This window comes from Allobosea sp. 05T439, from assembly GCF_056396005.1.
On the sequence record NZ_JBFTKP010000002.1, the window covers coordinates 257,349 to 269,741 of the forward strand.

Sequence of the window (12,393 nt, forward strand, 5' to 3'; positions counted from 1 at the left end):
ATGCGATGACAGGATCGACCCTGGCAATCGGACTCGGCACGCGCCGGCGGTCCCGCGCGGCGGCCCCGCTGCGGCCGACACCTATGGCGTGGGGCGCTCGATGATCCGCACGGCCCTCGACAAGCTCTATCTCTTTGCAGGTTACGCGGCGGGTTTCTTCCTGGTCGCCATCTTCGTCCTGATGATGGGCCTCTCCATCGGACGCGAAATCGGCTTCAACATTCCTGCCGGCGATGATTTCGCGTCCTGGAGCATGGCAGCGCTGGCTTTTCTCGGCCTCGCGCATACTTTCAAATCCGGCGAGATGATCCGGGTCGGCCTCCTGATCGATCGTTTCAAGGGGCGCACGCGCTGGGCCTTCGAGGTCTTCTCGCTCGTGCTTGGTCTCGGCTTCACCGGCTTCTTTGCCTGGCACGCTGTGGTGATGACCTGGCAATCCTATGAGTTCAACGATGTTGCCGGCGGCGTCGTGCCGATGCCGCTCTGGATTCCGCAACTCGGCTTCTCCGGCGGATTGGTCATCCTCTTCATCGCCTTCGTCGATGAGTTCGTTCACGTCGTCCTGCGTGGCAACGAGCCCCGCTATGAGAAGCCGCCCCCGCAAAGCGACGAAGAAGTCGTCGAGCGCGCGATGCAGAGCGGGGTCTGAACCATGGCGATGATCGAGATTTCTGGACTGCTGCTCATCCTGCTGGCTGTCTTCCTCGCCGGCGGCGTCTGGATCGCCATCTCGCTGATGGCCTGCGGCTGGGTCGCGATGCAATTCGTCGGCGGCGGCATCCCCGCCGGCTCGGTGCTCGCGACGACGATCTGGGGCAACAGCGCTTCCTGGACGCTTGCCGCCTTGCCGCTCTTCATCTGGATGGGCGAAATCCTTTACCGTACGAAACTTTCGGAAGAGATGTTCCGCGGCCTCGCCCCGTGGCTAAATTGGCTCCCTGGCCGTCTGATGCATGTCAACGTCCTGGCCTGCGGCATCTTCGGCTCGGTCTCCGGTTCCTCGGCCGCGACCTGCGCCACCGTCGCCAAGATCGCCCTGCCGGAGCTGAAGAAGCGGGGCTATGACGAGACGGTCAGCCTCGGCTCGCTCGCCGGCGCCGGCACGCTGGGCATCCTGATCCCGCCCTCGATCACCATGGTCGTCTATGCCGTCGCGGCCAATGTCTCGATCATCCAGGTCTTCCTCGCCGGCTTCCTGCCGGGCCTGCTCGTGATGGCACTCTACTCCGGCTACATCATCGTCTGGCACATGCTGAACCCGGACAAGGCGCCGCCGCCGGAGCCGAGCATGCCCCTGCGCGAGAAGCTGCGGGAATCGGCCAATCTCATCCCCTGCATGCTGCTGATCGCGCTCGTCTTCGTCTCGCTGCTGATGGGTTGGGCGACAGCAACCGAATGTGCGGCCTGGGGCGTTCTCGGCTCCTTCGGCGTCGCCTGGTGGTCGGGGTCTCTGACCCGCGAAGCCTTCTGGGCCAGCGTGATGGGCACCACCCGCATCACCTGCATGATCATGCTGATCCTGGCCGGCGCTTCCTTCATGTCGACCTCGATGGCCTATACCGGCATCCCGGCTGCCCTGGCGGAATGGGTCGACAGCCTGCATCTCTCGCCCTACGCGCTGATCGCGGCGTTGACGGTGATGTACATCGTGCTCGGCGCGGCACTTGATGGAATCTCGATGATCGTGCTGACCACGGCCATCGTCATTCCGATGATCAAGCAGGCCGGTTTCGACCTGGTCTGGTTCGGCATCTTCCTGGTGCTCATCGTCGAGATGGCGGAGGTCTCGCCTCCGGTCGGGTTCAACCTCTTCGTGCTCCAGACCATGTCGGGCAAGGATTCCAATACGGTGGCGCTCGCCGCCCTACCCTTCTTTTTTCTACTGGTCGTGGCGGTCGCGATCATTACGATCTTCCCGCAAATCGTGATGATCCTGCCGCAACTGGCCTTTCCGGGATGATGCAGCGTCAACAACAAGGGGACGGAGACACCATCATGAAACGAAGCGACTTCATTAAGGGCTTTCTTGCGGCCGGTGTCGCAGCCGGCGCTCTGGCGCTCTCCGCGACAGCGGTCTCGGCACAGACCAAATGGAACCTCCCGAACGCCTACCCGACAGACAACCCGCACACCGAAAACCTCGTCGCCTTTGCAAAGGATGTCGAGACGGCGACCGGCGGCAAGCTGACGATCACGGTCCATGCCAATGCCGCGCTGTTCAAGGCGCCCGAGATCAAGCGCGCCGTGCAGACCGGCCAGGCCCAGATGGGCGAAGTACTGATGTCGATCCACGAGAACGAGGATCCGATCTTCGGCATCGACGTCGTACCGTTCCTGGCGACCAGCTTCCCGGAATCGAAGAAGCTCTACGCGGCCTCGAAGCCGGCGATCGAGAAGAAGCTCGCAAGCCAGGGCATCAAGCTCCTCTTCATGGTCCCCTGGGCGCCGCAGGGCGTCTACGCCAAGAAGGACCTGAACTCGACGGACGACATGAAGGGGCTGAAATGGCGCTCCTACAATGTCGGCACGGCGCGGCTCGGCGAAATGCTCGGCATGCAGTCGGTGACGATCCAGGCCGCAGAGCTGCCCCAGGCGCTCGCCACCGGCGTGGTCAACTCCTTCATGTCGTCTGGCGGCACGGGCTTCGACTCGAAGGTCTGGGAATCGCTGACACATTTCTATGACGTGCAGGCCTGGATCCCGAAGGATGCGACCTTCGTCAACAAGGCAGCCTTCGACGCCCTCGACAAGCCGACGCAGGATGCGCTGCTCAAGGCGTCTGCGGCGGCCGAGGAGCGCGGCTGGAAGGCCTGGGAGGCCAAGACCGGCTGGTATCTCGACCAGCTCAAATCCAAGGGCATGAAGGTGCAGGCGCCGAGCACGGAACTCGCCGCCGGCTTCAAGAAGGCCGGCGAAACCCTGACCTCCGACTGGCTGAAGAAGGCCGGCGCCGACGGCCAGGCCGTGATCGACGCCTACAAGAGGATGTGAGCCCGACCGGCCCAATCCCTCACGAACGGCCGCTTCGTGCGGCCGTTCGCACGTCCGGCGCCACGACGGCTGCCTTGCATGAGAGCGCCAGAGACGATGTCCACATCGGCCCCCCCGCCCCCGAAACCACCGGCTGAGCTGGCCGACGCGCTGCTCGGCCCGATCGTCTCGTCCGGCCACCTGGCCTCGGGCGCGATGCCGGCGCTCTCCGAGTTCGAGTTTGCGCTCAGCATGACAGTGCACGCCTTCCAGCGCTGGATGCTCCGCGCCATGACCTCGGCCGGCATTCCGGATCTCACGCCGGTGGATGTGCTGGTGCTGCACAACGTCAACCACCGCGGCAAGCCGAAGCGCCTCGCCGATATCTGCCTCGTCCTCAATATCGAGGACACCTATGTCGTGAACTACGCACTCAAGAAGCTCGAGCGGCTCAAGCTGATCAAGAGCGGGCGCAAGGGCAAGGAAAAGACCGTCGCAATCACCCCGGCGGGCGAGGATGCCTGCCGGCGCTACGCCCAGATCCGCGAGCAGCTCCTGGTCAAATCCGTGCTGGCGCTCGGCATGGATCCGGTGCGCCTCTCGGAGATCGCAGCGACCATGCGCTCGCTGTCAGGCCAGTACGACCAGGCCGCGCGGGCCGCGGCCAGCTTGTAGGCGCGTGCCGAGCCTCATACTGGATTTCGTCGGGGGAAATAGCCGCGAACGCCCCTCGAATGGTGGAGATCATCGCCAGGCAGCAGCCTGCTACGCCGTCACGCAGCAACTTGTGCCCCGGTAGGTCTGAAGGCTTTGAAGAGAGTGCCGCCAATGGCGCGCGCCGCCGCCAGATGCTTGGCCCGATCATCCTGCCCCGAACCAAGCAGGAGCTCGGACGTCACGACAGGGGCGCCGCAATAATCGAAGATTCCGTGGTCGATCTGGGTCTTCATCGCGCCGAAATAGCCGTGTCGGGCATAGGTTCGCAGGCTGGCGCCACCGATGGCGACCAGATGGACCGGGAGATGGCCGAGCCTCTTCACCATCGGTGTATCCGGGCCTTCGTCATAGGCCCATCCATTGGCGAAGACGCGATCGATCCAGCCCTTGAGAAGCGCCGGCATCGACCACCAATAGACGGGATAGACCAGGACAAGGGCATCGGCGCGATCGATCCGCACCTGCTCGGCGATAATGTCGGCCGGTGGCAGCACCTCGCGACGGTGCACTGCGAGATCGGCCTCGGTGAAGCGTGGGTCGAAACCTTCGGCCGCGAGATCGGCGATTTCGAAGGAATTGCCCGGCCCGGACAGGGACACTCCCTCCCCGACATGCGCAGCGACGCCATGACTGAGCGACGCACGATCAGGATGGGCGACGACAATGAGCGCGTGCATTTCAAGAACTCCGGCTGAGTGATTGCGGGGGGAACCCGAGTGATATATACTTTTAGTAAGTTACTTTTGGTATATAAATATGTCAAGCCCCGGACCGAACGATCACCCACCAGCTCTGCCGCCGCGTCGCCGCCTGGCGAGGGAAGACCGCTATCGCCAGCTTCTGGAGGTCGCGTGGCGGCTGATCCGGGAGGAGGGAACGGAGGCACTGACGCTGGGGCGGCTAGCCGAGCGGTCAGGGGTGACAAAACCCGTCGTCTACGACCATTTCGGCACACGCAGCGGGCTGCTGGCAGCGCTTTACCAGGAGTTCGACGCGCGCCAGACAGCACTCATGGATGCCGCGCTCGACGCGAGCGAACCGACCTTGGCAGGCAGGGCAGCGGTCATCGCGTCATCCTATGTCGACTGCGTGCTCCTCCAGGGCCGTGAGATCCCTGGCGTGATCGCGGCGCTTGCCGGCGCGCCCGAGCTCGCAAAGCTCAAGCGCGATTACGAAGCGATCTTCATGGGGAAGTGCCGAGCCGCGCTCGCGCCCTTCGCCGGCTCCGGTACGATTGCTCCAGCGGGCCTCTGGGCGCTGCTCGGTTCAGCCGAGGCCCTGTCTTCTGCCGCCGCGGCGGGAGACATCACGGCCGCGCAGGCTCAGGACGAGCTCTTCGAGACGATCGTCGCAATGGTTGCCAGAAGCGCGCGCGGCGGTTCTCCGTCGGGCGCCGGCGGCATGTGAAACCGCGCAACGACCGCCCGCCGCGTCTCAGAAGCTGAGCCTGGCCTGGAGCTGGCCGCCAAGGCGGTTGGGGGGGCGCCGGATAGGCTGAGATAGCCGGCAACCGCCAGTCCGTGGATCTGACTGCCATCGTCGAGCCGCAGGCGGAACCCACTTTGCGACGAGTACGATCGCTGGACCTCGATCAAGCTCGCAATGTACGCCAACACACGCCGCGCAGCGGATCGGGCGCGGCCAGCGTCCTTGCCCGACGCGGGCCGCGCCGCCTCGAGAGCGGCCCGTGCCCGGCACGCCGGCCGCATGAGGCCCCGCCCTACTCCGGCAGGCTCGCAAAGAGTGCGGCGTACTCACTCTCGAGCTTCGCCTGCCGGGACCAGAAACCACGCGGCGTCTGCCCCGCAAGCTGGTCCTCGAGCAGGCCGAGATGCATGTGCCAGCCGCCGGAGACATTCGTCATCGCAGCCTGGTCGGCGAGCTTGCGATGGGTCAGCACCAGCAGCACCTTGCCATCCCTCGGACTGAGCTCGAAGGTGATCTCCGAGAGGGGATTGCCGTCCCCGTCCCAGGTGAAGGCAAGCGCATGTGGCGGCTCGCAGCGGGTGATCGTCCCGGTCGCGAGAAATCCCTTGTCATTCACCTCGCGATAGCGCTCGGGCGGCGGCTCATCGGTGATCTCCGAATGCTTGAACAGAAGCTTCGTCTCACCGCCGACGCGCAGGTCGAAATCACCAGAGGCCAACCAGGTGCCGCGCTTGCCGGACTCCGCCAGATAGGCCCAGACGCGTTCGACCGGCCCCGGCAGGAGCCGCTCGAACCGCACCGCGCCACTTTCAAGAACAGTGCCATACTCACTCATCCGTCTCTCCCTCATGACTGTCGGCTTGCGCCAGTTTCTGCCCCAATATGTCGAGTCGCGAGCCCCAGAAGCCGCGGACCTTCTTCACCCAGAGATCGAATGTATCGAGCCCGTCAGGATCGAGCCGGTAGATGCGACGCTGGCCGCTGACTTCGACCCTGACGAGGCCAGCCTCCTTCAGCACCTTCAGATGCTGCGAGATCGCCGGCGCGCTGATGCTGAACCGCGCTGTGATCTCACCGGCCGCCAGGGCACCTTCACCGAGCATCTCGATGATGCGGCGGCGCGTCGGGTCGGCGAGAGCGATGAAGCGGTCCATGCATCGTTAATTAGTCATTCGCTTAATTAAGTCAATAATTAAATTAACGCCTCCCCCCTCTGCCCTGCGCGCACAACCCCTGCGCGTGGCACCACTTGCCTCGCGGAGCGCGAAAGGCGACAGGAAACGCCCAGCCGATAGGTATTTCTGCAGACCACCATGCCCACCAAAAACGCCACCTTGACCGGCATCACGATGATGCTGCTCGGCATCCTGCTGTTCTCCGTGAATGACGTGCTGGGGAAATGGCTGGTCGCAACCTATACGATCGGCCAGGTGGTGCTGCTGCGCAGCGTCGCGGCGCTGATCTTGATCGCCCCGTTCGTGGTGAAGCAGGGCATTGGTCGCACATTGCGCCCGGAGCGGCCGTGGCTGCAGGTGCTGCGCGTGACGCTTGGCTCCTGCGAAGTCGCGCTGTTCTACTGGGCGGTATCCTACCTGCCTTTGGCCGACACCATGACACTCTGGCTCGCCGCTCCAGTCTGGGCGGTGATCCTGGCTGCGCTGCTGCTCGGAGAACGGGTCGATGCCGGGCGCTGGCTCGCCGTCGTCGTCGGCTTCATCGGTGTCGCCGTTGCATTGAACCCGTCTGGCCAGAGCCTGACCCTTCCGGCCATCATCGCGCTCGTCGGCAGCGTCTCCTTCGCGGCCATGATGATCATGGGCCGCCAATTGCGCGGCACGCCGGATGTGACGCTCGTGGCCTGGCAAACGCTGGGCGCCTTTGTCATGGGGCTGATCCTGCTGCCCTTCGGCTGGACGACGCCGAGCGTCGCCCATATCGGGCTGCTCGGCTTGCTCGGTATCGTCGCCATGGCCGCACATCTCTGCGTCACACGCTCGCTCAAGCTGGCGGAGGCCTCTGTCGTCGTGCCGTACCAGTATACGCTGATCGTCTGGGCCCTGATCTTCGGCTGGTTCATCTTTGGCGACTGGCCGTCGCTCTCGATGCTGATCGGCTCGGGCCTCATCGTGGTTGCCGGCCTCGCCCTGATGGTGCTCGAACGGCGGGCGGGAAAGGCCACTGAGATGCTCGACCCGCCCTGAGGCGCGCCGCGCTCCCGCTGACGAGGCAGGCCCGGACATTCTCATGCATTCGCCTCGCCCTCCCCGCGCGGGCTCTGCAGTCGACGCCTGGCGGCGGCCATGCCACACCAAGAGCTCATCTCAATAAGGCCGAGCCGCTAGACGAGACGAGGCCAGCCCCACGAGGACGCCCATGGCCCTGATCACCTATCTCACCACGACCCGTTTCGGCTTCGGCGAGGTCGCCGGCATCGATGCCGATCTCACCGCGCTGGGCATGCGCAAGCCACTGATCATTGCGGACAAGGGCGTCGTCGCTGTCGGTCTCGTCGGCACGGTTCAGGCGCATTCTCCAGCCTTGCAGGCCGCCCCGATCTTCGATGCCACGCCGACCAACCCGACAGAGGAGGCCGTGCTCGCAGCACTGGCGCTGTATCGCGAAAACGGATGCGACGGGCTTGTCGCCATTGGCGGCGGCTCGCCAATCGATCTCGCCAAGGGCGTGGCGCTGCTCGCAGGTCATGATGGACCACTCGAAACCTATGCGGCGATCCTCGGCGGCATTCCGAAAGTGACCGCAGCCGTCGCGCCGGTGATCGCGATCCCCACCACCTCGGGCACCGGCAGCGAGGTAGGGCGCGCCGCGCTGATCACCCTGAAGGATGGGCGCAAGCTCGGCTTCATCTCGCCACATCTGATTCCAAGGCTCGCGATCTGCGACCCCGAGCTCACGCTCGCCCTGCCTGCCTGGCTTACCGCCGCAACCGGCATGGATGCGATCACCCATTGCATCGAGACCTATCTCAGCCCGCGCGAGAACCCGCCCGCCGAGGCGATCGCACTCGACGGGCTGAAGCGCGCAGTCGCACATATCGAGCGGGCCGTGACCGATGGATCCGATCGCGAAGCCCGCAAGGAGATGATGATGGCGGCCCTTCAGGGCGGCCTGACCTTCCAGAAGGGCCTCGGCGCGGTGCATGCGCTCTCCCACCCGCTTGGTGGCCTCAAGGACATTTCGCTTCACCACGGCACGCTGAACGCCGTATTGCTGCCGGCAGTGCTGCGCTTCAACGAGCCGGAATGCGGCCTGAAATACGTGCAGATCCGGCGTGCGCTCGATCTCGCTCCCGACACCGACCTCGCCAACTGGATCGCCGACCTGAGCCAGCGCCTCGGCATGCCGGCCTCCCTCACGCAAATGGGCGTCCCGCGCAGCGTCGTCCCGGCCATAGCCGAAGCTGCGGTGAAGGATCACTCTACGGCAAGCAACCCGCGCGCGGCGGCTGCCGCCGATTATGTCGCAATGCTGGAGGCCTCCTTCTGAGCAGCAACGCGCTCTACGCAGCCGGATCGAAAATGACACAGTCGCGGTCCGGTTGCCCTTCATTGGCGCCAATCACCTTGACCCTCCCCCGTCCGAACGTCATCGTGCGGCATCAGATTCACCCAGCCTGCACGAGGCTTGCCCCTATGCGCCGCGCCCTGCTGAAAACCACCCTCGTCGCAGCGACTTGCCTTGCTGCGACCATCAGCGTCGAGGCCACGAGCCGCCGCTATGTCGACCCGGCGGATCGGGCCGAGGCACGCATCATTCCGATGTATGGCAACCTGCCGGCCTGCGAGGATCCCGCCGTCCTCAGCGAGATCACAAGCTGGTTCAATTCGCGAGAGGCCAAATTCTGGGGGCCGCTGCAGGCGGTCGCCTATGATCGCATCCGCCCCATCGGCTTCCGACCCTGGGGCGACGATTTCATCCCGCGCCGCTTCTGCACGGGGCGGATCGCGTTGAATGACGGCTCGCTGCACCGCATCGACTACTCAGTGCGCGAGAATCTCGGCCTCTTCGGCTTGACCTGGAACGTCAACTGGTGCGTCAACGGCCTCGATCGGGGTCTTTCCTACGCGCCCAATTGCCAGATGGCCCGGCCCGGCCCCGAAAAGTAACCTCCGGCTGTGAGACTGCCGCGCGCCTGGTTTTCGATGCTGGCGCTGCTTGGCCTTATGGCCCCGGGCGCGCAAGCGCAGGGGCAATATGGCCGCGGCGGCGTTCCCGGTGATTTCGACTTCTACGTTCTCGCCCTGTCATGGTCGCCGGGCTTCTGCGAACTGGACGGCGGACGCGGGCACGCCCGCGAGCAATGCGAGAGCGGCGCCAATCTCGGCTTCGTCGTGCATGGCCTCTGGCCGCAGAACGAGCGCGGCTACCCCACTGATTGCGGACCGGCCGGCCGCACGCCTTCTCGCATCGCCCTCGACCAGGCCGACGGCCTGTTCCCGTCCGAGGGGCTCGCCCGCTATGAATGGCGCAAGCACGGCACCTGTTCGGGCTCGAGCCCGAACGACTATTTTTCGGATGTCCGGCGCGCCCGCCAGAAGGTCGCGATTCCTCCGGCGCTGCAGAAGGCGGATCGCGATCAGAGCTGGACCGCGATCGATCTCGAGCGCGCCTTCGCTGCGGCGAATCCAGGCTTGCGCAGCGACATGATGTCGATCGCCTGCAAACGCGGTGTGCTGCAGGAAGTCAGGATCTGCTTCAGCAAGGACCTGCGCAATTTCCGCACCTGCCAGGAGGTCGACCGTTCCGGCTGCCGCACGCGCGACATCACCGTGAAAGCTCAACGCTGACAGAGCGCTGCGAGGCGGCTAAGACCGCTTCATGAATTATCATCACAGCTTCCACGCCGGAAATTTCGCCGACATCCTCAAGCATGTCGTGCTGATGCGCATCCTGACTCATCTCGGCGCCAAGGATACGCCCTATCGCGTCATCGACACCCATGCCGGTGCCGGCCGTTACGATCTCGGCTCCGAGGAAGCGCTGCGCACGCATGAATGGAAGGACGGCGTGGCTCGGCTCGACCAGTCGCCGCTCGCCTCCAGCGTGGAGGCGTTGCTGGCACCATGGCGCGAAGCTGTCGCGGTCGCACGGGAAAGCCATGGCGCCGGCAGCTATCCCGGCTCGCCCTGGCTCTGCCGACACGCCATGCGGGCGGAGGACCGGCTTATCGCCGCCGAACTGCATCCAACCACTTACAAGAAGCTCGCCGCGATGCTCGGTCGCGATTCGCGCTGCAAGGCGCTGGCGATCGACGGCTGGACGGCGCTGCGCGCCAATGTCCCGCCGAAGGAACGACGCGGACTCGTGTTGATCGACCCGCCCTTCGAGGAGAAGGACGAGTTCGCGTCGATGGCGGCCGAGTTCATTGCCGCGCACCGCAAATGGCCGACCGGCATTTACGCGCTCTGGTATCCGGTCAAGGAGCGCCGGGCCGCCGACGGCCTCGTGAATGCGATCGAGGATGCCGGCATCGGTCGCCTGCTCAGGCTCGAGATCGATGTCGACCGCCCCGAAGCCGCGGGAGGTCTCGGGGCCACCGGTCTGCTTGTGGTCAATCCGCCCTGGAAACTGGCGGAGGAAGCTCTCCTTCTGTTGCCGGCATTGTGCGAACGCCTCGCGCAAGGCCCGCGGCCGCGCTACCGTTGCGAGCCGATCCGCCCGGACGGCTGACATCTCCAGAACTGACCGGAATATGACCGATGCTGACCTTGCGCACCTCCCCAGCCTCCCCCTTCGGCCGCAAGGTCAAAATTGCCGCCCATGAGCTCGATCTCCTGGGCCGCATCGAGATCGTCGCGGCGGATACCACCGATCCCAAGGACACGTTGCGCGCCCAGAACCCGCTCGGCAAGATTCCGGCGCTGGTGCTCGAGGACGGCTCGGCACAGTTCGATTCCCGCGTCATCGCCGAGTATCTCGACCATCTCGCCGGTGGCGGCCTGATTCCGTCAGGCGAAGCGCGCTTTGCGCAGTTGCGCCTGCAAGCGCTGGCAGACGGCATCTGTGATGCGGCCCTGCTTCAGGTCTATGAAGGCCGGTTCAGGACGCCCGAGATGCGCAATGCCGCCTGGGTCGAGAATCAGGCCGGCAAGGTCGCGCGGGCGCTCGCTACACTTGAGGCAGCGCCGCCAGCCTGGTCTGGCAAACCCCGCATCGGTGAAATCGCACTGGCCTGCGCGTTGGGCTATCTCGATCTGCGTTTCGACGGAAGGTGGCGGGCAGCTCACCCCAAGCTGGTCGCCTGGCTCGACGATTTCGCGGCGAAGGTGCCCTCCTTCGAAACCACCCGATTCAAGGGCTGACCGACTCCGAGCTAAAGCATCGGCCCGAAAAGTGGATTGCGGTTTTCAGGAAAGCCGATGCAAAGGGAAAGGGTTAGATCATCGGACTGGATACGATATCCGGTCCGATGATCTTGTCTCGCACAACAAAAAACCCGGTGGCCGAAGCCACCGGGTTCATTCTGAGCCCCGTGAGGGGATCGGACTAGAACTTGTAGTTCAGGCCAGCGCGGACGACCGAGAACTTGGTCTCGACGTTCGAGGTGAAGGTGCCGCCGGGAACGTTGAACGACTCCTTGTCGAGGTCGACGTAGAGATACTCGAGCTTCGCCGTCAGGTTGTTGGTGAAGGCGTACTCAAGACCAGCACCGACGGTCCAGCCGTACTGGGTGTTGTCGTTGCTGCCAGCGAACACGCCGTTGGAGACCTTGTTCTTCACGCTGCCGTAAGCGAAACCGCCGGTGACATACGGCAGGAACCGGTCGAAGGAGTAACCGACGCGGCCACGAACGGTGCCGAACCAGTTGACCTCGGTCGAGGCGCGGAGGTTGTTAGCCAGGTTGACGGACGTCGACTTCAGGTCAGCGCCCTGGAAATCGGCTTCAGCGCCGAGGACCCACTGGCCGATCTGGTAGTTGTAGCCGATCTGGCCACCACCGGTGAAGCCATCGGGATCGCTGAAGTTGCCGAGGTTGTTGGTGAAAGCGCCCGTGGTCGAGTCGATCTGGCCCCAAGCATAGCCAGCGTTGACGCCGACGTAGAAGCCGGTCCAGGTGAACACTGGCGGCAGGTAGATCGGGGCGGCAACCGGGCCCTTGCGGGACGGCAGGTCGGCAGCAGAGGCGGCGCCGGCAACGACGAGGCCGAGGGCCGCGACGCTCGTAAGCAGGTACTTCTTCATTTTAGACTCCTTTAGTCGTCGCTGGTGCCGGCGTGGCCCGGCGGTGATGTCGATGACGCCTTTATAGCCCGCGCCGGC

15 protein-coding genes are annotated in these 12,393 nt (G+C 64.7%); 11 read left to right on the plus strand and 4 right to left on the minus strand.

Translation table 11 applies throughout. The features are described 5' to 3' along the window. The first annotated feature begins 100 nt into the window (after positions 1 to 100). The 4 genes from AC1DIO_RS03255 (at position 101) to AC1DIO_RS03270 (ending at position 3,645) form a co-directional block, all read left to right on the plus strand. On the plus strand, positions 101 to 649 hold the full coding sequence (locus tag AC1DIO_RS03255; protein WP_441489473.1) for a TRAP transporter small permease: 549 nt from the start codon (positions 101 to 103) through the stop codon (positions 647 to 649). A 3-nt stretch (positions 650 to 652) separates the two neighbouring features. Further along, positions 653 to 1,960 (plus strand): TRAP transporter large permease, encoded by a 1,308-nt coding sequence (locus tag AC1DIO_RS03260; RefSeq protein WP_069879665.1) that lies wholly within the window; start codon positions 653 to 655, stop codon positions 1,958 to 1,960. Positions 1,961 to 1,995: 35 nt separating this feature from the next. Continuing rightward, positions 1,996 to 2,991: a TRAP transporter substrate-binding protein gene (locus AC1DIO_RS03265; RefSeq protein WP_476853092.1), complete on the plus strand. Its 996-nt coding sequence runs from the start codon at positions 1,996 to 1,998 to the stop codon at positions 2,989 to 2,991. 96 nt (positions 2,992 to 3,087) lie between these two features. Then, the gene (locus tag AC1DIO_RS03270; protein ID WP_441489475.1) at positions 3,088 to 3,645 is read left to right on the plus strand and encodes a winged helix DNA-binding protein; all 558 of its coding nucleotides are present in this window, start codon (positions 3,088 to 3,090) and stop codon (positions 3,643 to 3,645) included. 98 nt (positions 3,646 to 3,743) lie between these two features. Here AC1DIO_RS03270 and AC1DIO_RS03275 read toward each other — a convergent pair whose 3' ends face one another. Further along, a complete protein-coding gene (locus AC1DIO_RS03275) occupies positions 3,744 to 4,364 on the minus strand; it encodes an NAD(P)H-dependent oxidoreductase (protein WP_441489476.1) in 621 nt (206 codons plus the stop codon). A gap of 79 nt (positions 4,365 to 4,443) precedes the next feature. On the opposite strand from AC1DIO_RS03275, the gene AC1DIO_RS03280 reads away from it, so the two are divergent. Continuing rightward, positions 4,444 to 5,094, plus strand: coding sequence for a TetR/AcrR family transcriptional regulator (locus AC1DIO_RS03280; RefSeq protein WP_441489477.1), 651 nt, complete (start codon positions 4,444 to 4,446; stop codon positions 5,092 to 5,094). A 313-nt stretch (positions 5,095 to 5,407) separates the two neighbouring features. On the opposite strand, the gene AC1DIO_RS03285 is transcribed toward AC1DIO_RS03280, so the two are convergent. Further along, a complete protein-coding gene (locus tag AC1DIO_RS03285; RefSeq protein ID WP_441489478.1) occupies positions 5,408 to 5,950 on the minus strand; it encodes an SRPBCC family protein in 543 nt (180 codons plus the stop codon). Then, positions 5,943 to 6,269 (minus strand): ArsR/SmtB family transcription factor, encoded by a 327-nt coding sequence (locus tag AC1DIO_RS03290; protein ID WP_441489479.1) that lies wholly within the window; start codon positions 6,267 to 6,269, stop codon positions 5,943 to 5,945. Before AC1DIO_RS03290 ends, AC1DIO_RS03285 begins: the two co-directional genes overlap by 8 nt. A gap of 159 nt (positions 6,270 to 6,428) precedes the next feature. Between AC1DIO_RS03290 and AC1DIO_RS03295 the strand changes: the two genes are divergently transcribed. From AC1DIO_RS03295 to AC1DIO_RS03320, 6 genes are all read left to right on the plus strand, one after another. Next, positions 6,429 to 7,316 (plus strand): DMT family transporter, encoded by an 888-nt coding sequence (locus tag AC1DIO_RS03295; RefSeq protein ID WP_476853093.1) that lies wholly within the window; start codon positions 6,429 to 6,431, stop codon positions 7,314 to 7,316. A gap of 172 nt (positions 7,317 to 7,488) precedes the next feature. Beyond that, positions 7,489 to 8,619, plus strand: coding sequence for an iron-containing alcohol dehydrogenase (locus AC1DIO_RS03300; protein ID WP_476853094.1), 1,131 nt, complete (start codon positions 7,489 to 7,491; stop codon positions 8,617 to 8,619). Positions 8,620 to 8,765: 146 nt separating this feature from the next. Further along, positions 8,766 to 9,239 (plus strand): hypothetical protein, encoded by a 474-nt coding sequence (locus AC1DIO_RS03305; RefSeq protein WP_441489482.1) that lies wholly within the window; start codon positions 8,766 to 8,768, stop codon positions 9,237 to 9,239. A 15-nt stretch (positions 9,240 to 9,254) separates the two neighbouring features. Then, the gene (locus tag AC1DIO_RS03310) at positions 9,255 to 9,920 is read left to right on the plus strand and encodes a ribonuclease T2 family protein (RefSeq protein ID WP_441489651.1); all 666 of its coding nucleotides are present in this window, start codon (positions 9,255 to 9,257) and stop codon (positions 9,918 to 9,920) included. Between the two features lie 31 nt (positions 9,921 to 9,951). Next, entirely contained in the window at positions 9,952 to 10,803 is an 852-nt protein-coding gene (locus tag AC1DIO_RS03315; RefSeq protein ID WP_476853095.1) for a 23S rRNA (adenine(2030)-N(6))-methyltransferase RlmJ, read from the plus strand. A 29-nt stretch (positions 10,804 to 10,832) separates the two neighbouring features. Beyond that, the gene (locus AC1DIO_RS03320) at positions 10,833 to 11,435 is read left to right on the plus strand and encodes a glutathione S-transferase (protein WP_476853096.1); all 603 of its coding nucleotides are present in this window, start codon (positions 10,833 to 10,835) and stop codon (positions 11,433 to 11,435) included. A gap of 184 nt (positions 11,436 to 11,619) precedes the next feature. On the opposite strand, the gene AC1DIO_RS03325 is transcribed toward AC1DIO_RS03320, so the two are convergent. Further along, positions 11,620 to 12,315 carry an outer membrane protein gene (locus AC1DIO_RS03325; protein ID WP_441489485.1) on the minus strand — a complete coding sequence of 232 codons (696 nt, stop codon included), beginning with the start codon at positions 12,313 to 12,315 and terminating at the stop codon, positions 11,620 to 11,622. Positions 12,316 to 12,393: the final 78 nt, after the last annotated feature.

What these genes read in the sequence shown, in the direction of transcription:
- AC1DIO_RS03255 (WP_441489473.1), top strand. Translation starts at nt 101, where the DNA reads ATGATCCGCACGGCCCTCGACAAGCTCTATCTCTTTGCAGGTTACGCG.
- AC1DIO_RS03260 (WP_069879665.1), top strand. Translation starts at nt 653, where the DNA reads ATGGCGATGATCGAGATTTCTGGACTGCTGCTCATCCTGCTGGCTGTC.
- AC1DIO_RS03265 (WP_476853092.1), top strand. Translation starts at nt 1,996, where the DNA reads ATGAAACGAAGCGACTTCATTAAGGGCTTTCTTGCGGCCGGTGTCGCA.
- AC1DIO_RS03270 (WP_441489475.1), top strand. Translation starts at nt 3,088, where the DNA reads ATGTCCACATCGGCCCCCCCGCCCCCGAAACCACCGGCTGAGCTGGCC.
- AC1DIO_RS03275 (WP_441489476.1), bottom strand. Translation starts at nt 4,364, where the DNA reads ATGCACGCGCTCATTGTCGTCGCCCATCCTGATCGTGCGTCGCTCAGT.
- AC1DIO_RS03280 (WP_441489477.1), top strand. Translation starts at nt 4,444, where the DNA reads ATGTCAAGCCCCGGACCGAACGATCACCCACCAGCTCTGCCGCCGCGT.
- AC1DIO_RS03285 (WP_441489478.1), bottom strand. Translation starts at nt 5,950, where the DNA reads ATGAGTGAGTATGGCACTGTTCTTGAAAGTGGCGCGGTGCGGTTCGAG.
- AC1DIO_RS03290 (WP_441489479.1), bottom strand. Translation starts at nt 6,269, where the DNA reads ATGGACCGCTTCATCGCTCTCGCCGACCCGACGCGCCGCCGCATCATC.
- AC1DIO_RS03295 (WP_476853093.1), top strand. Translation starts at nt 6,429, where the DNA reads ATGCCCACCAAAAACGCCACCTTGACCGGCATCACGATGATGCTGCTC.
- AC1DIO_RS03300 (WP_476853094.1), top strand. Translation starts at nt 7,489, where the DNA reads ATGGCCCTGATCACCTATCTCACCACGACCCGTTTCGGCTTCGGCGAG.
- AC1DIO_RS03305 (WP_441489482.1), top strand. Translation starts at nt 8,766, where the DNA reads ATGCGCCGCGCCCTGCTGAAAACCACCCTCGTCGCAGCGACTTGCCTT.
- AC1DIO_RS03315 (WP_476853095.1), top strand. Translation starts at nt 9,952, where the DNA reads ATGAATTATCATCACAGCTTCCACGCCGGAAATTTCGCCGACATCCTC.
- AC1DIO_RS03320 (WP_476853096.1), top strand. Translation starts at nt 10,833, where the DNA reads ATGCTGACCTTGCGCACCTCCCCAGCCTCCCCCTTCGGCCGCAAGGTC.
- AC1DIO_RS03325 (WP_441489485.1), bottom strand. Translation starts at nt 12,315, where the DNA reads ATGAAGAAGTACCTGCTTACGAGCGTCGCGGCCCTCGGCCTCGTCGTT.